Raw genomic sequence first — 17,196 nt, 5'->3', positions numbered from 1 at the left:
ATCTGTTCTATTCATGCTCTAACCGTTTGCGGCGGTCGGCGGCGTGATGGAGGATCAGATGAACGACGGAATCCTGGCTCATATGATGGCCGAACTGGATGCGGAGCTGGCGCGGGCGGAGCCGTCCTTGCCCGCCCATCCCGAACATACGCGCCAAACGGAGATCATGCGCGCCCTGGCCCTGGGGCTGGGAAACTTCGAGCGGATGCGGGCGCATGACGTGCATCTGCTCGCCGCCAGCCTGTCGCCGCGATCGGCCTGATCCGGCGTCAGGGTTTGCGCTTGAACGTGTCGCCGATCTCAGCGGCGTCCGGACCGTCCGGTCCTGCGCTCTGGCGCTCGGCCTGACCGACCGCCTTGGTCGCCTTGTCAGAGGTCAGGGCGTCAGGCTTGCCGGCCGGATCGGCGCCGTTCTCTTCACGACCCTTGGTCTGTTCGCGGTCCATGGTGCTCTCCGTTGCTGGGAGAGGTAGCGCGACGCAGAGCGGCGCGTTCCGTCAGACGGCCGTATTCACCTTCGCCACCACCGACATGCCCGGCGCCAGACGTTCGGCGGCGGGTTGGTTCGGGTCGATGCGGATGCGGACCGGGATGCGCTGGGCGACCTTGGTGAAGTTGCCGGTGGCGTTGTCGGGGCGGATGACGCTGAACTCCGACCCGGCGGCGGGGGCGATGCGCTCGACATGGCCGCGCAGGGTCTGGCCGCCCAGGGCGTCGACGATGATTTCGACCGGCTGGCCGACGCGGATGTTCTTCATCTGCGTCTCCTTCATATTGGCCGTGACCCAGACCACGTCGGGGACCAGACCCATCAGCTGGGTGCCCGCAGTCACATACTGGCCCTGGCGCACGCCGATCTCGCCCAGACGACCGGCGCGGGGGGCGACGATGCGGGTGTTGGCCAGATCGATCTGGGCCAGGCGCACGGCGGCCTGGGCGTTCTCGACGGCGGCGGCCAGGCTGTCGCGGCCCACGACCGCGGAGGTGACGCCGGTCTGGGCGATGCCCTCGGCGGCGCGGGCCTGGGCGACCTGGGCCTGGGCGCTGCGTAGCGCGGCCTCGGCGACGTCCACATTGGCCTGGGCGACCCAGCCGCCGGCCTTCAGGGTGCGGGCGCGGTTGGCGTCAGCCTGAGCCCGTGTCAGCGTGGCTTCGGCTGCGGCGATGGAGGCGCGCTGCTGGGCGACCGATCCGCGCGCCGACGCTTGGGTCTGGGCCGAGTTGGACAGGACCGCCTGGGCCGAGTGCAGGCTGGCCTCGGCCTGCTCCAACCGCTGGCGATAGATGCGATCGTCCACTTGGGCCAGCAGCTGCCCCTGTTGGACGGTCTGGAAGTCCTGGACCGGCACGGCCGTGACATAGCCGTTCACCTGCGGGCTGATGATCGTCACCTGGCCGCGCACATAGGCGTTGTCCGTGCGCTGGATCGCGCCTCGGAAGGGCGGCAGCTGCCAAGCGTACAGCACCATCAGAACGCCCAGCAGGGCGACCCCGGCGGCGATGACGGTCCACATAACGTTCTTCTTCGGCGCGGGCGGAGCGGCGGCGGGCGCCTGCGGGGCGGCGGGGGCGGTCTGGGCGGCGTCGGTCATTGTGGGTCTCGGTTCAGTCGGCGGCGGCGACGGCGGCGGTCTGGACCGCAGCGTCTGCAGTGTTGTTTTTGGCGTCGCGGCGCGCCTTCCAGCGCGGCCGCAGATGGGTGACGGTCACCCAGGCGGAGCCCAGGGCCGCGATCACGGCGATGACCAGAAAGACGTCATTGTAGGCCAGCACATTGGCCTGCTGCGTCACCTGGCGACCCAGCAGGACCGCGCCCTCGGCGTTCGCCAGAGCGGGGTCCGTTATCGTCGAGGCGTAGGCGCCCGACAGCTGACGCAGCCGCAAGGCGACCTGCGGGTCCAGCGCCGAAATCCCGGCCGCCAGTTGGTTGGAATGGTATTTCTCGCGGATGATCTGCAGCGTCCCGGTCAGGGCCGATCCCGCCAGACCGCCGACGTTCTGAAGCACGCTGAACATGACGATGAAGCTGATCAGGTTCTGCTTGCCCTGCGTCAGCACCTTGACGATGCCGATCATCAGCGCCGGGCCGATGAACATGGCCGAGGCGAAGGCGATCAGGGCCTGGCTGAAATACAGCTGTGCCGGGCGCGTCAGGACCGTCGAATGGCTGTCGATCCAGGCGCCGACGGCGATCAGCGCCAAGGCGATGGCGATCGGCTTGTTCAGCTTTTCCATGTTCAGGGTGAAGGCGCTGACCAGGGTGCCGGCGATCATCGACAGCAGGATGACGACGAACAGGCCGTGAAGCTGATCCGGTCCCAGGCCGACGACGGTCAGGAAACCCACCGCGCCGGAGGTCTGTTCCGACAGCACGATGCGGATCAGCAGGATCGCCCCGAACAGGCGCAGCAGGTCTGGCCCGGTCAGCCAGCGGGTGTTGATCAGCGGGTTCTTGCGATTGTGCTCGACTAGGAATGCGGCGGTCAGCAGGATGACGGAGCCGATCAGGGCCCAGCCGATCCAGGCGGCCTGCGTCCACCAGACGATGCGGCCCAGACCCAGGGCCGCACAAAGCAGGGCTACGCCTGGCGCAAACAGGGCGAAGGTCAAAAAGTCCAGCCGGTCGAACACCCGCAGCCGCTCGGACGGCGGCAGCTTGACCACCTGCACCGCGCCCCAGGCGACAAGGCACAGGCCCAGCTCAAACAGATAAAAGGCGCGCCAGTCGCCCAGCTGGAGCAGGCCGGGCATGACCAGGCGCGAAATCGGCACGGCGAAACTGGCCAGGCCGATGCCGATGATCAGCCCCTTCAGCCGGTGTGCGGCCGGGAAGGCCTGGATGATGTAGAGGAAGCCCAGGCTGGAGAGGCCCGCGCCCGCCATGCCGGCGATGGCCCGCACCAGCAGGGTCGATTGATAGTTGTCGACGAACAGGTGGGCGGCGCAGACCAGCACGAAGGCGCCCAAGAAAATCTGCGTGAACAGGCGCAGGCCGTACTGCATCCGGAATTTGACCAGGATCAGGTTCATGCAGGCGTTGGTCATGACGAAGACGACCGGCAGCCAGGCGGCCTCGGTGATCGTGATCCCCAGCGAACCTTGCAGATTCTGGATGTTGGCGGTGACCGCGGCGTTGCCCAGCGATCCGACCATGGCGACCAGCAGGCCGGTCAGGGCGTACTGGATTCGCATCGGCCAGGAGTGATCGGGCGTGGCAGGCGAGCCGGGCATCATCGGCCGCTCGTGCGGCTTCAGCGTCTCGACATACTGTTCCCAGGGCAGGTGCCAGTTGTTGCGAGCCATCAGCGCGGCTCCCCGCGCGGTCTCAGGCCGTCAAGAACAAGCGCGCGGGTGCGCAGCGACACGGCCTGACGCTCCGCTTCATCCGCGCCCTGAAAACCGGCGCCCAGCAGGGTGGCGATCAGACGGATGTCCATCGGCCGCAGATCCTCCCTCACCAGGCCGGCGGCCTGGGCCCGCTTCAGCGGTGCGGCGCCCGCCTCCATCAAGCTCTGCCGCAAGGGTGTAAGCGCATCTGGCGACCGCACGTTCCGCACGACGCCGGCCAGTCCCGCATTGCGCACCATGTCCTCGGCCAGCCGGTCCAGAAACCAAAAGAAGGCCTGCGGATCATCGCCCTGTTCGGCGGTGCGCCGACCCAGGTCCGCGACGTCGGCCTCCAGCACCGCCAGAGCCAGTTCCGTACGGTCTGAGAAGTGCCGATACAGGGTGCCGCGCCCCACCCCAGCCCGCTCAGCGATCAGATCCAGGGGCGCATCCAGCCCTTGGTCGGCGAAGACCGCGCGCGCGGCCTCCAGCACCGCCGCCCGGTTCAGAGCGGCATCCTTGCGGACAGGTTTTTCGGCATGGCGCGTCATGGTGAGGCGCGTAAATGGACACGACTGTCCGTTTTGCAAGGGGCGGCTAGAGCGCTTTTTCCAGCACCACGAAATCCAGCTCGGGCCGCGGCGGATCGACGGGGAAGGGGCGGGTTTCGCCGGTCGGGGCGTAACCGCGTCGTTCGTACCAGGCGATCAGTTCGGCCCGTCGGTGGATGACCGTCATCTCCATGCGGCGCGCGCCGAAACGCGCGACCGCTTCGCTTTCGGCGGCCGCGAGCAGACGACGGCCGAGGCCGGACGCCTGCAAGGTCGGCTCGACCGTCAGCATGCCGAGATAGGCCAGGTCGTCGCCGACGTGGGCGACCTGGACGCAGCCGATCAGCGCGCAGTCGCGATGGGCCAGCAGGATGACCCGGTCGGGATCGGCGATCAGGGACGCCAGCTCCGCTGCGCTGGTGCGATCATCGAACAGCAGGTCGGCCTCATGCGTCCAGCCGGCCTTGGCGGTGTCGCCGCGATAGGCGCGCTCGATCAGCGGATGCAGCGCGGCGACGTCGTCGGACGTCGCCGCGCGGATGGCGATCTGCGTCACCGGCTGACGCCCAGCTCCGTCAGTAGATGATCCATCCCATAAACATCGCGCAGGGCCACGGTGACGGCCTGGGTGGTGACGATCACGCTGCGGTTGGTGTTGCGGTCGTAGCCATAGGCGTTGCGCTGGGTCAGGACGGTGGAATCGAAGTTGGCCCCGATGATCTCGCCCCGTGCGTTGACCGCGGGCGAGCCGGACGAACCGCCGATGGTGTCGGTCGAGACGGCCATGTCCATCACCGCGTTCGGATCGATCCGGTCCTTGGCGGCCATCAGTTTGGGCGCGACCTTGAACGGCTCGGCGCCGGTGGCGCGGTCCCACAGGCCGGCGAAGGTGGTGAAGGCGCCGAAGCGCTGGCCCGGCACGTCGGAGCCTTCGACCTTGCCATAGGTCAGGCGCAGGGTGCCGGTGGCGTCGGGATAGACGGCGTCGCCATAGGCGGCGAAACGGGCGGCCGCCAGCTGTTCCGACGCGCGGTCGGTCGGCGCCTTGACCTTATTCTCCCATTCGGTGCGGACGGCGCGGGCGTCGGCGTCGATCAACAGCACATACTGGATCATCGGATCGTCCGACGCCTGAACCGCCGCCAGGCCGCCGGTCCACAGGGCGCGACGCACGGCCGGATCAGCCAGCTTGGTGCCCGAGACGACGCGGGCCGACAGTTCTTCGGGGCTTTCCTTACCCAGCAGGGTGCGCACATAGGGGCTGTCCACCGTCAGCCATTCGCGCGTCTTGGACAGCCACCATTCCAGCCGGATCTGCTCCAGCTCGGGATAGGTCGGCCGCTCGGCGAACAGGCCGGATTCCACGCCCGGCAGGCGGCTGTCGGCGAACTCAGCCAGACGCTGGTCGGACGGCTTGGCCCGTTCCTGCGCGCCGCGTACGATGGCCTTGGCCCATTGGAACAGCTGCGATCCGCCGGCGACCGAGGTGGTGCCCAGGCCCGTGCCGCCTTCCAGAAGGGCGGTCGGCGCATACAGTTCGCGCGCGATGGGCTGGACCGCTTCCAGCGCACCCCAAGGATCGGGACCATTGCCGTTGGCGGCGGCGTAGCGCTGCATGAAGTCAACCTCGGCCGCCGCCTTGGCCTGGATGAACTGGGCGTCGGTCAGGGCGCGCATACGGCCTAGGCCGCGCTTGTAGGTGTTCTCCACGCCCACGATCGGGTCCATGGCGATGAAGGCCTGGTCCTCGCCCTCTTCGGAATAGCGGATCAGACGACCGCGCAGCTCAGAGGCAATCAGCTGATCCAGCGGCAGGACCACGTCGCGGATTGTCGCCAGCTGGTCCATCGTCAGCAGCCGCTGGGTTGCGCCGGGATTGCCGGTGATGAAGACGGCCTCGCCCTCGGTGGGCTTGTCGGCGTTCCAGGCGAAGTGGATCGGCGTCTCGACCGGCTTGCCGTCCTCGTAAAGGCGGATGAAGGCGGCATCGATGGCGAAGCGTGGGAAGGAGAAGTTGTCCAGATCGCCGCCGAAGGTCGCGGCGCGATCTTCCGGCGCCCAGGCCAGGCGCACATCGCTGTATTTGCGGTATTTGTAGAGTTTGAACTGGCCGCCCCGGTACAGGCTGACGACCTGGCAGCGGATCTTGGGATCGTTTCCGCAGGCTTCGGTCTCGATCCGGCCGGCCTCGGCCTCGCGTGCCTGGGTGAAGGCCTGGCCCTCAAGCCCTTCGCCGGCCTTGTGCATCCGCTCGGTGACGTCGGAGATGTCGGTCAGGATCTCGGCCGTGGCGCCGGGGCATTTGCGCTCTTCCTCGCGCGTCCTGGGCGTAAAGCCCGTCTCGCCATACTGCTGTTGCGGCGTGGACAGGTTGGCCACGCAAGTGGCGACGCAGTGGTTGTTGGTCATGGCCAAGCCTTGGCCCGACACCACGCCCGCCGAACAGCCGCCGAACTTCACCGACGACAGCCGCACCCGATCCAGGAAGGCCTGATCGATATTGGTCCCCAGCGTCTGGTTGGCGCGGGCGATCGGGAAGTTGTCGTAGGTCCACATGCCTTCCTCGGCGCTTGCCGAGCTGGCGGCGGCGAACGCGAGAACGGCGGCGGAGGCGAGGAGAAGAGGGCGCATGGAAAACTCCTGATCCTTCTCCCCTTGGGGGAGAAGGTGAGCCCAAAGGGCTCGGATGAGTGGGCTCTGTCCGCATTCAAAATGGAAAAAGGGGGCCTGGGTCAACCAGCCCCCTCATCCGTCTCGCTTGCGCGAGCCACCTTCTCCCCCGAGGGGAGAAGGACTTTCAGCTTAGCGACGCACGCCCAGTTCGCGCAGCAGGCGCGGCTGGTTGTAGACGTTGCGCAGGGCCTCGGTGATGGCGGCGGTCGAGACCGTCACCGTGCGGTTCAGCTCGGGGTCGTAGCCGAAGCTGCCGCCCAGCGAGTGGATGTTGCCGTCGAAGGCGGCGCCGATGACTTCGCCCTTGGCGTTGATCACCGGCGAGCCCGAGTTGCCGCCGATGATGTCGTTGGTCGAGACGAAATCATAGACGGTCGACTTGTTGACCTTGCCCTCGGCCGCCAGCCAGTCCTCGGCCGCGTTGAAGGGCTCGGCGCCGGTGTTGCGCTCGTACAGGCCGCCGATCTGGGTGAAGGGTTCGACCGTCACGCCACGATAGGTCCAGCCCTTCACCTGGCCGTAGGACAGGCGCAAGGAGAAGGTCGCATCGGGGTACAGGTTGGTGCCGTAAACCGCGAACCGGGCCTGGGCGATCTTTTCGCCGGCGCGGCTGGTCGGGCCGGACACGGCCGATTCCCACTGGGTGCGCACGGCCTGGGCCGCATCGTCATTGGCCAGGACGAACTGGATCAGCGGATCGCCCGAGGCGGCCAGTTGCTCCGGCGTCATGGCCAGGGCCTGGGCGCGGAAGGCGGGATCGGCCAGGCGCGTGCCGTCGACCAGACGCTCCGTGATCTGCTCGGGGCTTTCCTTGCCCAGCAGCGCCTTCACGTTCGCATTGTCGACCGTTAGATATTCGCGGGTCTTGGACAGCCAGAAGTCGAGATAGATCTTCTCCAGATCGTTCGAGATCGGCGTCTCGGTCGCGAGGCGACGACCCAGCGAGGCGATGTCGGCGTCCGAATAGCCGGCGCGGCGTTCAGCGACGGGCTTGGCGCGTTCCTTGGAGGCGCGGACGATGGCCTTGGCGTAGCTGTACAGCGACGAGCGCTGACCGGCCGCCGATTCCAGCTGGCGATAGGGCAGATAGAGGTCGCGCTGGGCGGTCGAGGCGCGTTCCAGATCGGCCCACGGATCGCCTATGCGTTGGGCCAGGGCCGGGTCGGCGGCGACGCGCTGGCGCAGCTCCTGCTCCTCGCGGCGCTTGGTGGCCATGAAGGCCGGGTCGGTCAGGGCGCCCTGCTGGCCGTAGTTGACCTTGAAACCGTTCTCCAGGCCGAAGATCGGATCGACGGAGACGCGCTTGGCCTCTTCGCCGGTGGTCGAATACTCCAGCAGGCGACCGCGCAGTTCCGAGGTCTGGATCAGGCTGATCGGCAGTTGCTGGTCGCGCAGGGTTTCCAGCTGGGCCACGGTCAGCAGGCGTTGGGTCGAGCCGGGGTTGCCGGCGACGAAGGTGACGTCGCCTTCCTTGGGCGCATTGGCGTTCCAGGTCAGGTGGTTCGGCGTGGCGACCGGCTTGCCGTCCTCGTAGATGCGCAGGAAGCCGGCATCCAGGGCGTAGCGCGGGAAGTTGAAGTTGTCCGGGTCGCCGCCGAAGAAGGCCGCCTGGAACTCGGGCGCGAAGACCAGGCGCACGTCGTCATACTTGCGGAACTTGTAGAGCTTGTACTGGCCGCCGCGGTAGAAGCTGATGACCTGGCACGTCAGCTTCTGGTCGTCGCCGCAGGTTTCCTTCTGGATTTTGTCGATCTCGGCGGCGCGGGCCTGGACGAAGGCGGCGCCCTCAAGACCGGCGCCGGCGCCGGTCACGCGGTCGGTCACGTCGACGATGTCGGTCAGGATCTCGGCCGTCTGGCCGGGGCACTTCTTCTCTTCCTCGCGGGTGGCGGGCATCCAGCCGTTCTTGACGTAGTCGTTCTGAGCGGTGGACAGGTCCTGAACGCACGACACGACGCAGTGGTGGTTGGTCAGCACCAGGCCTTCGTTCGACACCAGCGAGGCCGAGCAGCCCTGCAGGCGGACGGCGGCGTTGCGCACGCGGTCAAGCCACGCCTGGTCGATGTTGGTGCCATACTTCTCGTTCACCGTGGCGATGGGGAAGTTGTCGAAGGTCCACATGCCCTCGTCGGCGCGCGCGGAGGTCGCGGGCGCGGACAGGACGGCGGTGGCGGCGCCGAGCGCGGCCAGCGAGGCGGTGAGACGAAGCAAGGGCAAGGACATGAAGGCGTGTTTCCCAGAGCGTGGGACGGCCTGTCCCATCTGTTATGTTGTAACTAGCGCCGACGAAGGGTGGGCGCCAAGAGGCTGTAAGGCCCTTAGTCCCCTGATTTCGAACCCGCAATGACAAGGGTTCACAAGCCTTACCCCGATTTAACTTGGCGGTGAGGGGGCGCACGGTCAGATAGGCGCAAGTACCGGGGGTTTATCGACGACAATGTCGCTTGCGCTATCAACACTGCTGTTCGAGTGGCGTCGCTATATGGCGGCGGTCATGGCTCTGGCCCTGTCGGGCCTTCTGGTCCTGGCGATGACCGGCGTCTTCATCGGCATCGGCAAGGGGTTCACCGCCACCATCGAGCGGTCGAACGCCGACATCTTCATCATGCAGCCCGGCGCCAAGAGCCTGATGGGCGGGCCATCGGGCGTGCCCCGCCGGTTCATTCCCTTGGCCTACAACCACCCTGAGGTGGTCGAGGTCATGCCGCTGGACGGCGCCGGGGGCACGTTCCAGAACATCAAGAACGTCGATCCGACCAAGAGCCAGGCGGACAATGCGTCGCAGGGCGCCCCGCGACAGAAGTTCGTCCAGGCCAGCATCATCGACACCCGCCCCGGCTCGGTGACGATCCCGACCGACTATTCCCAGGAACTGGTCGACGCCCTGCGCCAACCCTACACCGTCGCGGTGGACGAGACGGCCCTGACGACCTTGGGCGTGAAGCTGGGCGACAAGGCCTTGTACAACGGCCAGACCGTCACCGTCGTCGGCGTGACGCGCGGCTATCCCAATATGATGCAGCCCGGCGTGGTCATGTCGCGCGACACCCTGCGGATGCTGGGCCAGGCCGACACGGGTCCGCGCGTCGGTCCTTTGATGGTCAAGCTGCGTGATCCGGCCCGCGCGCCCGTCGTGGTGGCCCAACTGAACGCCATGGGCGCCGGTCAGTGGAAGGCGTGGACCAAGCAGCAATTGGCCGACGCCAACGCCGGCGCCATGTTCGAGGAAGGCATCCTGGTCATTATCATCGGCGGCTGCGTCGTCTTGGGGATCATCATCGGCGTGGCCATCACCTGGCAGACCCTGCGCGGCGCCATCATGGCCAATATCAAGGAGTTCGCCTCCCTCCGGGCCCTGGGCGTCAGCATGGGCTCGTTGCGTCGGATCGTGGTCGAGCTCAGCTTCTGGGTCGGCGTTGTCGGCGTCATCGCGGCCATCGTCCTGACCTGGCTGGTGTCGCTGCTGGCGATGATGGGGGCGGTGATCATCGCCCTGCCGCTGTCGCTGCTGATCATCGTCGGCATCGGCCTGATCGCCATCGCCATGGTGTCCGGCCTGCTGTCGCTGGGCATCCTCAAAAACAGCCAACCGGCGGACCTGCTGCGATGAACGTTCATACAAAGGTTCACGGCAAGCACGGCGACTTCGCCATCGAGGCCAAAAGCCTGGTCAAGCGGTTCAAGTCCGGCAAGGCCTGGATGGATGTGTTGAAGGGCGTCGATTTCGATGCACGGCATGGCGACCTGACCATGGTCATGGGGCCGTCCGGCTCGGGCAAGTCCACCCTGATCGCAGCCCTGTCGGGCCTGCTGAAGCCCGAAGAGGGCCGGGTGGACGTGCTGGACGTCGACGATCTGTGGAAGCTGTCCTCGGGCCGCATCGACAAGTTCCGCCTGGATAATTGCGGCTTCATCTTCCAGGGCTTCAACCTGTTCCCCGCGCTGACGGCGCTTCAGCAGGTCGAGACGGTGCTGAAGTTCCAGGGGCTGACCGCGGGCCAGGCCAAGAAGCGCGCCACCATCGCCCTTGAAGAGGTCGGCCTGGGCCACCGTCTGCACCAGAGGCCGGCGGCCCTGTCGGGTGGTGAAAAGCAGCGCGTCGCCATCGCCCGCGCCCTGGCCAAGGATCCCAAGATCCTGTTCGCCGACGAACCGACCTCGGCGCTCGACGGCGAGAACGGCCAGGTGGTTATCAAGCTGCTGCGCCGCGCCGCCACCGAACACGGCGCCGCCGTCATCTGCGTGACCCACGATCCGCGCCTGGAGGCCTGGGCCGACCGGGTCATCCATATCGAGGACGGCAAGATCCTGGACGACCAGCGCCGCATCCCCGATCCGAACGCCATCCTGGCGTCCCACTAACCGACACGACGATTTCCTTAGGACGACACGCCAATGCCCGGCTTTCTGAAGAAAAAACGCACCTGGATCGGCCTGCTGCTGGTGATCGTGCTGGCGGTCGGCTTCATGCTGTTCCAGTCCGCCGCCAAGACCAAGAAAGCCGAGCAGGAGAAGGCGGCGGCGACCAAGGTCGACAGCCCCTATGCAGCTATCGCCAACGGCAAGGTCGACGTCGAGGGCGGCATCATCCAGATCGCGGCTCGTCGCGGCGGCATCGTCCGTGACGTCCTTGTTCAGGAAGGCGATCGCGTCGTTGCCGGTCAGATTTTGGCCCGTCAGGAAGACGACGAAGCGCGTCTGGCGGTGCAGGCTGCGGCCGCCGCCGTCAGTCAGGCCGAAAGCCAACTGGCCCAGATCCGCGTGGACATCCGCACCGCCCAGCGCGAGCAGGAGCGTCTGCAACGCCTGGTCGCCACCAACTTCGTCGCCGCCCAGCGTATGGACCAGGCCCAGGACGCCATCGCCACCGCCCAGGCCCGTCTGGGGTCGCAGGTCGCCGCCGTCCAGACCGCGCGCGCTCAGTTGGATCAGGCCCGCTACAATCAGGAACTGACGGTCATCCGCGCCCCGACGAACGGCCGGATCGTGCGCCGTTACGCCAACCCCGGCGCCGGCGCCTCGACCCTGAACGTCTCCAACATGTTCGATCTGGAGCCGGACGCGCCGCGCATCGTCCGCGCCGAGGTGGTCGAGAGCGATCTGCCGAACCTGACCGACGGCCAGGCCGTCGAGATCAGCCCCGAGGGCGACGCCAGCAAGGTCTATATCGGCGCCGTCATGCGTCGGGCCGCCGTGTTCGGCGCGCGTAAACTGGCCTCGGACGATCCCTCGCAACGTAGCGACGAGCGGGTGGTTGAAGTGGTCGCCTCGGCCGGCGATGCGCCCCTGCTGATCGGACAGCGGGTGCTGGTCAAGTTCATGAAGCCGGGCGAGACCGCCGGGGCCAAACGCGCGGTCGCCGCCGGCGTCGGGCCCAGCGAGGCCATGAAGACGAAATAGAACGTCGGATCAGCGGCCGGTGAAATTGCCCGGCCGCTTTTCCAGCACGGCGGCGACGCCTTCCTGATGGTCCTCGGTCAGGTGGGCCAGAGCCTGCATCGCCGCCGACATCTCCAGCATTTGGTCGAAGGTCGTGTCTCGGCCCTGACGCAGCAGGGTCTTGGCCATACGCAGGGCCTGGGGCGGCTGGGCCGCGACCTGGGCGGCGACAGCCACGGCCTCGGTCATCAGGTCGTCGTGCGCGACCACGCGGTTGACCAGCCCCCATTCGGCGGCCGTCGCGGCATCGATGGAGCGGGCGGTGAACAGCAGTTCGGCGGCGCGGGCATAGCCGATGTTGCGCGGCAGCAGCCAGGACCCGCCGTCGCCCGGGATGATGCCCAGCTTCAGGAAAGGCACGCCGAAGCTGGCGCGCTCAGACGCGATGCGGATGTCCCCGAGCCCCGCGATATCGCAGCCCAGCCCCATCGCCGGCCCGTTGACGGCGGCGATCAGCGGAACCTCAAGCCCATACAGCGACCGCACGATCCGATGGACGACGCGGCGATAGCGTTCGCGGATGGCGGCGCCTGAACCCTCGAACAGGTCGCGCCTGTCTCGCATCGCCGTCAGGTCGCCGCCGGCCGAGAACGCCCGTCCGGCGCCGGTCAGGACCACGCAGCGGATCGACGGATCGGCATTGACCCGCTCGCACGCCGCCGCGACCTCGTCGCCGTCGCCCAGATCGGGCAGGGCGTTCAGCCGCGCCTCGCGATCCAGCGTCCAGATCAGGATCGCGCCCCGCTTCTCTTCGGTGATCAGGCCCATGCATCGTCTCCGTCTTCACGCCCGTCATCGACCGCGAACGCCGCGTCAGGCAAGTCAGGAGTTGCAAAAGCCCCGGCGAGACCGGGGCTTCTTCAGGCTGAGGGCCGGGAGGGCCGTCAGCGTTTCTTGATCGTATAGGGTACGAAGTTGGACGGATGGCTGACCACCCGGCCCGAGTTCGACGGCATATGCCGACTGTTGACCAGCATCCCGCCCCAAAGGGCGAAGGACATCATGGCGTGTTGGAGGTTACGCTCCTTATCGTTCATCTTGGCGTCTCCTTTCGCAGAACGATGAAAAGAGACGCGTCGTACCAATGGGATTCCACCGTCAGTCGTTTCGCGTCATCAGCCGATATAAGACAGTTTCGTGAATTTGCAACTTTATTCGTCAGGAGTCGGAGTGATTTTCGCCGCTGTGTCACAATGAGTGCGACGACCCCGAGCCGGCCCGGACCGCCCAAGGCCATCGCCACGCCCTGCGTCATGGTGTGCGCAGTCGATGGCGAGAGCGGCCTGTGCCTCGGCTGTTTTCGCACGCTGAAGGAAATCTCCGGATGGCGGTCGCTGAGCGACGCCGAGCGCGCGGCGGTCATGGCTAAACTGCCGTCGCGCCGTAGTCAGGTCGATCCGGCCAAGCTGGGCTAGCGCGGTTCGCGGCTTAAGCTTTCGTCAGCCACGTCGTTTCACCCCATCCAAACGCCGCGCCTCTAAGACAGAGGCATGGTTCGCATCGATACCCAGTCTGTCGTCGTCCTCGGCTTCGCTCTCATGGCGTCGTTCGGCACGGCTCTGACGATCCGCCATCTGGAAGGCGACGGCATGGCCCAGGCGGCGACGCCCGTGGCCGAGGCGGCGGTCGGCGCCTCCGGCACGGACGCCCAGGTGGTGAAGGGCGCAGACGGCCACTATTGGGCCGAGGCCAATATCGACGGCAAGGCGGTGCGGGTGCTGGTGGATACGGGCGCCAGCGTGGTCGCCCTGACGCGCGCCGACGCCCTGAGGCTGGGCGTCGAACCCGAACCCGAAGCCTTCACCGGCAAGGTCCAGACCGCATCGGGGGTCGTGCGTGCCGCGCCGGTCCAGCTGAAGACGATCTCGGTCGCGGGCGCGCGTGTGGACCGGGTCGAGGCCCTGGTGGTGGAGCAGGGGCTGGAATACTCCCTGCTGGGCATGAGCTATCTCGGCCGGCTTTCCGCCTTTTCCGCCACGCCGGCCGGGCTGACGCTACGGCCCTAAAGGTCGCGCATCTGGCGACGGGCTTCGCTGAAATACTGCCAGCCGGTCCACAGGGTGATGATGGCGGCGAACCAGATCAGGAAGATGGCGAAGGATTCGAACGCCGGCTGCCAGGCCAGCGGCGATCCGTCGTCGTTCTGCAGGCCCAGGGCGCCCCACAGCAGGGTCAGCTGAAGCGCGGCGAGCGCCACCATCTGCACCGTGGTCTTCCACTTGGCGGCCAGGGTGACCGGCAGTTCGATGCGGCCGGCCATCGTCTCGCGCAGGGCGGAGACGGCGAATTCGCGGAACAGGATCAGGCCGCAGGGCAGGGCGATGCCGGGCAGTGAACCCGAGGCCAGGACGCCCAGGATGGCCCCGGTCACCAGCACCTTGTCGGCGATGGGATCGAGAATGGCGCCCCAGCGCGTGGTCGCGTTCCAGCGCCGAGCGAGATAGCCGTCGACCCAGTCGGTCGAGGCGGCGATGACGAAGATCCAGAAGGCCCAGACGCTGAACCGCCCCTGGGTTTCCGGCGACAGCCAGGCCTCAAGCGCGCCCGGCGCCGCTCCGGCCATCATGGCGAACATCACCACCCCGGCCGCCAGGCGCAGCCCGGTCAGGATGTTGGGAATGGGGTTGGCGCGGTGAGCGGAGGTCATCGTCATGTCCGTTGCAACGCGCCGGGTGTGGCACGGTTCGCCGCTCAATCCAACGGTTCGAACCGGGGCTTGTCGGTCAGGGCCGTCAGCGCGCCCTCGGCGATGCCGAAATGCAGGCCGCTGAGCTGAAGCTCGCCCTTGGCTTCGCGCTCGGCGATCCAGGGGAAGGTGCGCAGGTTCCGGATCGACAGCCGCACGATGGCCTCTTCGGCGGCGCGTTCCAACTGGTCGGGGTCGACGGTTTCGGCGACGTGCTGGACGACGGGCGTCCCTTGCGCGATCCAGGGGCCGACGAAGTCGGCGACGATTTCAGGGGCGCCGTTGATCATGGCGTTGACCCCGCCGCAGTGGGCGTGGCCCATGACCACGATCCGCTTGACGCCCAGCACCTTGACCCCGAACTCCAGCGCCGCCGACACGCCGTGCAGCTTGCCGTCCGGCTCATAGGGCGGGACCAGATTGGCGACGTTGCGCACCACGAACAGCTCGCCCGGCTTGGCGTCGAAGATCAGAGCCGGATCGGCGCGGCTGTCGGAACAGGCCACGATCAGGGTGTGCGGCTTCTGGCCCTTGGTCGCCAGGGTTTCGTACTCGGCGCGGGCCGTCGGCCAGTGCTCGGCGCGGAAGCGGCGATAGCCGGTGGTCAGTTCGTCTTCGATGTCGCTCATGGTCGGTGTCTTAGCTCCGGCTCAGCTTTTACGGAAGAAGGCGTGGATGCGTTCGGCGAGAGGTTGGTTGATGCCGTCGACCTTGACCAGGTCGGCCAACGAGGCGCGGCTGACGCCCTTGGCCGAGCCGAAGGCGTGCAGCAGGGCCTTCTTGCGGCCGGGGCCGACGCCTTCGATCTCGTCCAGCGGATTCTTCTTGATGTCCATCGAGCGGCGCTTGGCGTGGGCGCCGTTGGCGAAGCGGTGGGCCTCGTCGCGGAGCCGCTGCAGGTAGTAGAGGGCCGGCGACTTCAGCGGCAGCATGAAGGGCGGTTTGCCGGGCATGAAGAACTTCTCCATCCCCGCGTCGCGGTCCGGCCCCTTGGCCACGCCGACCACGGCGATGTCGTCCAGACCCAGGTCGGCCAGGACGGCCAGCACCTCGGCCAACTGCCCCGCGCCGCCGTCGATCAGAAGCAGGTCGGGGCGGACGGCGTCCTCGCCCTCTTCCTCGTCCTTGACCAGGCGGGCGAAGCGGCGACGCATGACCTCGCGCATCATGCCGTAGTCGTCGCCGGGCGTCAGATCCTCGCCCCGGATGTTGAACTTGCGATACTGCGACTTCTGGAAGCCCTCGGGGCCGGCGACGACCATGCCGCCCACCGCGTTCGTCCCTTGAATATGGGCGTTGTCGTAGATTTCGATCCGTTCGGGGCGGCTCTCCAGTCCGAAGGCCTCGCACACCTCGTCCAGAATCTTGCCCTGCGCCGAGCTTTCGGCCAGGCGGCGGCCCAGGGCCTCGCGCGCATTGGTCAGGGCGTGGTCGACCAGCGCCAGCTTCTCGCCGCGCATCGGGCGGACGATCTCGACCTTGCGGTCGGCCTTCATCGAAAAGGCCTCTTCCAGCAGTTCCAGCTCGTGCGGGCGCACGTTGGACAGGATCAGGCGCGGGATCGGTTTGTCCTCGTAGAACTGACCCAGAAAGGCGGCCAGGATCTCGGGATCGGTGTCGGTCTTGTCCACGCGCGGGAAATAGGCGCGGCCGCCCCAGTTCTGGCCGGCGCGATAGAAGAAGACCTGGACGCAGGCTTGGCCGCCGTCGGAATGCAGGGCGAAGACGTCGCCTTCGGCGACGCTGTCGGCGCTGACGGAGTTCTCCATGGCGATGGCCGACAGGGCGCGGATGCGGTCGCGCACGCGGGCGGCCTGTTCGAAGTCCATCTCGTCCGACGCCGCCTGCATCTCCTTGGATAGGCGGCCGATGACGGCGCGGGACTTGCCGCGCAGGAACTGCTCGGCCTCGGTGACCAGTTCGCCGTAGTCCTCGAGGCTGATCAGGCCGGTGCACGGCGCAGAGCAGCGCTTGATCTGATGCAACATGCAGGGACGGGTGCGGGTCTCATAGACGCTGTCGGAACAGGACCGCAGCAGGAAGGCCTTCTGCAGGGTGTTCAGCGTGCGGTTGACCGCCCAGGTCGAGGCGAACGGGCCGAAATAGTCGCCGGGCGTCGTGTGGGCGCCGCGATGCTTCCTGACCTGGGGCGCGCGGTGGTCGCGGCGGATCATCAGTTCGGCGAAGGACTTGTCGTCGCGCAGCACCACGTTGAAGCGGGGCTTCAGCTTCTTGATGAAGTTGGATTCCAGCAGCAGGGCTTCGGTCTCGGTGGCGGTGACCACCAGCTCCATCGACCGGGTCTGCGACACCATCAGGCCGATGCGCTGGGTGTGAAAACGCCCTTGCGCATACTGAATGATGCGCTTCTTCAGCGACTTGGCCTTGCCGACATACAGGCAGGACCCGTCCTCGCCATACATGCGATAGACGCCCGGCTTGTCCGGCGCCCGGCGCGCCTCGTCGGCGATCAGGGCGGCGGCTTTCAGTTGGGAATCAGGCGTCTCCTCGGTCATCGCG

At 67.1% G+C, this 17,196-nt stretch carries 18 protein-coding genes; 6 read left to right on the top strand and 12 right to left on the bottom strand.

The genetic code is table 11. The features are described from left to right. The first annotated feature begins 58 nt into the window (after positions 1 to 58). A complete protein-coding gene (locus tag KAK88_RS13920; RefSeq protein WP_228763748.1) occupies positions 59 to 262 on the top strand; it encodes a hypothetical protein in 204 nt (67 codons plus the stop codon). 7 nt (positions 263 to 269) lie between these two features. Here KAK88_RS13920 and KAK88_RS13915 read toward each other — a convergent pair whose 3' ends face one another. From KAK88_RS13915 to KAK88_RS13885, 7 genes are all read right to left on the bottom strand, one after another. Then, positions 270 to 446 (bottom strand): hypothetical protein, encoded by a 177-nt coding sequence (locus KAK88_RS13915; protein WP_017505124.1) that lies wholly within the window; start codon positions 444 to 446, stop codon positions 270 to 272. Between the two features lie 51 nt (positions 447 to 497). Next, positions 498 to 1,592: an HlyD family secretion protein gene (locus tag KAK88_RS13910; protein WP_242077077.1), complete on the bottom strand. Its 1,095-nt coding sequence runs from the start codon at positions 1,590 to 1,592 to the stop codon at positions 498 to 500. 13 nt (positions 1,593 to 1,605) lie between these two features. Then, positions 1,606 to 3,303, bottom strand: a complete 1,698-nt coding sequence (locus KAK88_RS13905) for an MFS transporter (RefSeq protein WP_242077076.1) — start codon at positions 3,301 to 3,303, stop codon at positions 1,606 to 1,608. Continuing rightward, complete coding sequence (locus KAK88_RS13900) at positions 3,303 to 3,878, bottom strand: TetR/AcrR family transcriptional regulator (protein WP_242077075.1); 576 nt, start codon at positions 3,876 to 3,878, stop codon at positions 3,303 to 3,305. The genes KAK88_RS13905 and KAK88_RS13900 overlap by 1 nt, the downstream gene beginning before the upstream one ends. A 46-nt stretch (positions 3,879 to 3,924) precedes the next feature. Beyond that, positions 3,925 to 4,434 (bottom strand): GNAT family N-acetyltransferase, encoded by a 510-nt coding sequence (locus KAK88_RS13895; RefSeq protein WP_242077074.1) that lies wholly within the window; start codon positions 4,432 to 4,434, stop codon positions 3,925 to 3,927. Continuing rightward, positions 4,431 to 6,509 (bottom strand): S46 family peptidase, encoded by a 2,079-nt coding sequence (locus tag KAK88_RS13890; RefSeq protein ID WP_242077073.1) that lies wholly within the window; start codon positions 6,507 to 6,509, stop codon positions 4,431 to 4,433. Before KAK88_RS13890 ends, KAK88_RS13895 begins: the two co-directional genes overlap by 4 nt. A 171-nt stretch (positions 6,510 to 6,680) precedes the next feature. Beyond that, positions 6,681 to 8,774 carry a S46 family peptidase gene (locus KAK88_RS13885; protein ID WP_242077072.1) on the bottom strand — a complete coding sequence of 698 codons (2,094 nt, stop codon included), beginning with the start codon at positions 8,772 to 8,774 and terminating at the stop codon, positions 6,681 to 6,683. A gap of 214 nt (positions 8,775 to 8,988) precedes the next feature. Between KAK88_RS13885 and KAK88_RS13880 the strand changes: the two genes are divergently transcribed. From KAK88_RS13880 to KAK88_RS13870, 3 genes are read left to right on the top strand one after another with little or no spacing between them, the layout of a single operon-like run. Then, positions 8,989 to 10,161, top strand: a complete 1,173-nt coding sequence (locus KAK88_RS13880) for an ABC transporter permease (protein ID WP_242077071.1) — start codon at positions 8,989 to 8,991, stop codon at positions 10,159 to 10,161. Beyond that, entirely contained in the window at positions 10,158 to 10,913 is a 756-nt protein-coding gene (locus KAK88_RS13875; RefSeq protein WP_242077070.1) for an ABC transporter ATP-binding protein, read from the top strand. Before KAK88_RS13880 ends, KAK88_RS13875 begins: the two co-directional genes overlap by 4 nt. Positions 10,914 to 10,946: 33 nt before the next feature. After that, positions 10,947 to 11,951 carry an HlyD family secretion protein gene (locus tag KAK88_RS13870; protein WP_039248126.1) on the top strand — a complete coding sequence of 335 codons (1,005 nt, stop codon included), beginning with the start codon at positions 10,947 to 10,949 and terminating at the stop codon, positions 11,949 to 11,951. Between the two features lie 9 nt (positions 11,952 to 11,960). Here KAK88_RS13870 and KAK88_RS13865 read toward each other — a convergent pair whose 3' ends face one another. Further along, positions 11,961 to 12,758, bottom strand: a complete 798-nt coding sequence (locus tag KAK88_RS13865) for a crotonase/enoyl-CoA hydratase family protein (protein ID WP_242077069.1) — start codon at positions 12,756 to 12,758, stop codon at positions 11,961 to 11,963. A 116-nt stretch (positions 12,759 to 12,874) separates the two neighbouring features. After that, positions 12,875 to 13,027, bottom strand: coding sequence for a hypothetical protein (locus KAK88_RS13860; protein ID WP_017505113.1), 153 nt, complete (start codon positions 13,025 to 13,027; stop codon positions 12,875 to 12,877). A gap of 156 nt (positions 13,028 to 13,183) precedes the next feature. Between KAK88_RS13860 and KAK88_RS13855 the strand changes: the two genes are divergently transcribed. Beyond that, on the top strand, positions 13,184 to 13,405 hold the full coding sequence (locus KAK88_RS13855; RefSeq protein ID WP_242077068.1) for a DUF1289 domain-containing protein: 222 nt from the start codon (positions 13,184 to 13,186) through the stop codon (positions 13,403 to 13,405). A 75-nt stretch (positions 13,406 to 13,480) separates the two neighbouring features. Continuing rightward, positions 13,481 to 13,996, top strand: coding sequence for a retropepsin-like aspartic protease family protein (locus tag KAK88_RS13850; RefSeq protein WP_242077067.1), 516 nt, complete (start codon positions 13,481 to 13,483; stop codon positions 13,994 to 13,996). On the opposite strand, the gene pgsA is transcribed toward KAK88_RS13850, so the two are convergent. Genes pgsA through uvrC form a run of 3 tightly spaced genes read right to left on the bottom strand, consistent with a single transcriptional unit; the run spans position 13,993 to position 17,192 of the window. Further along, on the bottom strand, positions 13,993 to 14,637 hold the full coding sequence (pgsA, locus tag KAK88_RS13845; RefSeq protein WP_026108402.1) for a CDP-diacylglycerol--glycerol-3-phosphate 3-phosphatidyltransferase: 645 nt from the start codon (positions 14,635 to 14,637) through the stop codon (positions 13,993 to 13,995). The genes KAK88_RS13850 and pgsA overlap by 4 nt on opposite strands. Positions 14,638 to 14,681: 44 nt before the next feature. After that, positions 14,682 to 15,305 (bottom strand): carbonic anhydrase, encoded by a 624-nt coding sequence (locus KAK88_RS13840; RefSeq protein WP_242077066.1) that lies wholly within the window; start codon positions 15,303 to 15,305, stop codon positions 14,682 to 14,684. Between the two features lie 21 nt (positions 15,306 to 15,326). Further along, entirely contained in the window at positions 15,327 to 17,192 is a 1,866-nt protein-coding gene (gene uvrC / locus KAK88_RS13835; RefSeq protein WP_242077065.1) for an excinuclease ABC subunit UvrC, read from the bottom strand. Positions 17,193 to 17,196: the final 4 nt, after the last annotated feature.

It is taken from the genome of Brevundimonas diminuta (assembly GCF_022654015.1).
GTDB classification, from domain to species: Bacteria; Pseudomonadota; Alphaproteobacteria; order Caulobacterales; family Caulobacteraceae; genus Brevundimonas; species Brevundimonas diminuta_C.
The sequence above is the reverse complement of the archived record's forward strand: the minus strand, read 5'-3'. Positions and strand labels throughout refer to the sequence as shown.

What these genes read in the sequence shown, in the direction of transcription:
- KAK88_RS13920 (WP_228763748.1), top strand. Translation starts at nt 59, where the DNA reads ATGAACGACGGAATCCTGGCTCATATGATGGCCGAACTGGATGCGGAG.
- KAK88_RS13915 (WP_017505124.1), bottom strand. Translation starts at nt 446, where the DNA reads ATGGACCGCGAACAGACCAAGGGTCGTGAAGAGAACGGCGCCGATCCG.
- KAK88_RS13910 (WP_242077077.1), bottom strand. Translation starts at nt 1,592, where the DNA reads ATGACCGACGCCGCCCAGACCGCCCCCGCCGCCCCGCAGGCGCCCGCC.
- KAK88_RS13905 (WP_242077076.1), bottom strand. Translation starts at nt 3,303, where the DNA reads ATGGCTCGCAACAACTGGCACCTGCCCTGGGAACAGTATGTCGAGACG.
- KAK88_RS13900 (WP_242077075.1), bottom strand. Translation starts at nt 3,878, where the DNA reads ATGACGCGCCATGCCGAAAAACCTGTCCGCAAGGATGCCGCTCTGAAC.
- KAK88_RS13890 (WP_242077073.1), bottom strand. Translation starts at nt 6,509, where the DNA reads ATGCGCCCTCTTCTCCTCGCCTCCGCCGCCGTTCTCGCGTTCGCCGCC.
- KAK88_RS13885 (WP_242077072.1), bottom strand. Translation starts at nt 8,774, where the DNA reads ATGTCCTTGCCCTTGCTTCGTCTCACCGCCTCGCTGGCCGCGCTCGGC.
- KAK88_RS13880 (WP_242077071.1), top strand. Translation starts at nt 8,989, where the DNA reads ATGTCGCTTGCGCTATCAACACTGCTGTTCGAGTGGCGTCGCTATATG.
- KAK88_RS13875 (WP_242077070.1), top strand. Translation starts at nt 10,158, where the DNA reads ATGAACGTTCATACAAAGGTTCACGGCAAGCACGGCGACTTCGCCATC.
- KAK88_RS13870 (WP_039248126.1), top strand. Translation starts at nt 10,947, where the DNA reads ATGCCCGGCTTTCTGAAGAAAAAACGCACCTGGATCGGCCTGCTGCTG.
- KAK88_RS13865 (WP_242077069.1), bottom strand. Translation starts at nt 12,758, where the DNA reads ATGGGCCTGATCACCGAAGAGAAGCGGGGCGCGATCCTGATCTGGACG.
- KAK88_RS13860 (WP_017505113.1), bottom strand. Translation starts at nt 13,027, where the DNA reads ATGAACGATAAGGAGCGTAACCTCCAACACGCCATGATGTCCTTCGCC.
- KAK88_RS13855 (WP_242077068.1), top strand. Translation starts at nt 13,184, where the DNA reads ATGAGTGCGACGACCCCGAGCCGGCCCGGACCGCCCAAGGCCATCGCC.
- KAK88_RS13850 (WP_242077067.1), top strand. Translation starts at nt 13,481, where the DNA reads ATGGTTCGCATCGATACCCAGTCTGTCGTCGTCCTCGGCTTCGCTCTC.
- pgsA (WP_026108402.1), bottom strand. Translation starts at nt 14,637, where the DNA reads ATGACCTCCGCTCACCGCGCCAACCCCATTCCCAACATCCTGACCGGG.
- KAK88_RS13840 (WP_242077066.1), bottom strand. Translation starts at nt 15,305, where the DNA reads ATGAGCGACATCGAAGACGAACTGACCACCGGCTATCGCCGCTTCCGC.
- uvrC (WP_242077065.1), bottom strand. Translation starts at nt 17,192, where the DNA reads ATGACCGAGGAGACGCCTGATTCCCAACTGAAAGCCGCCGCCCTGATC.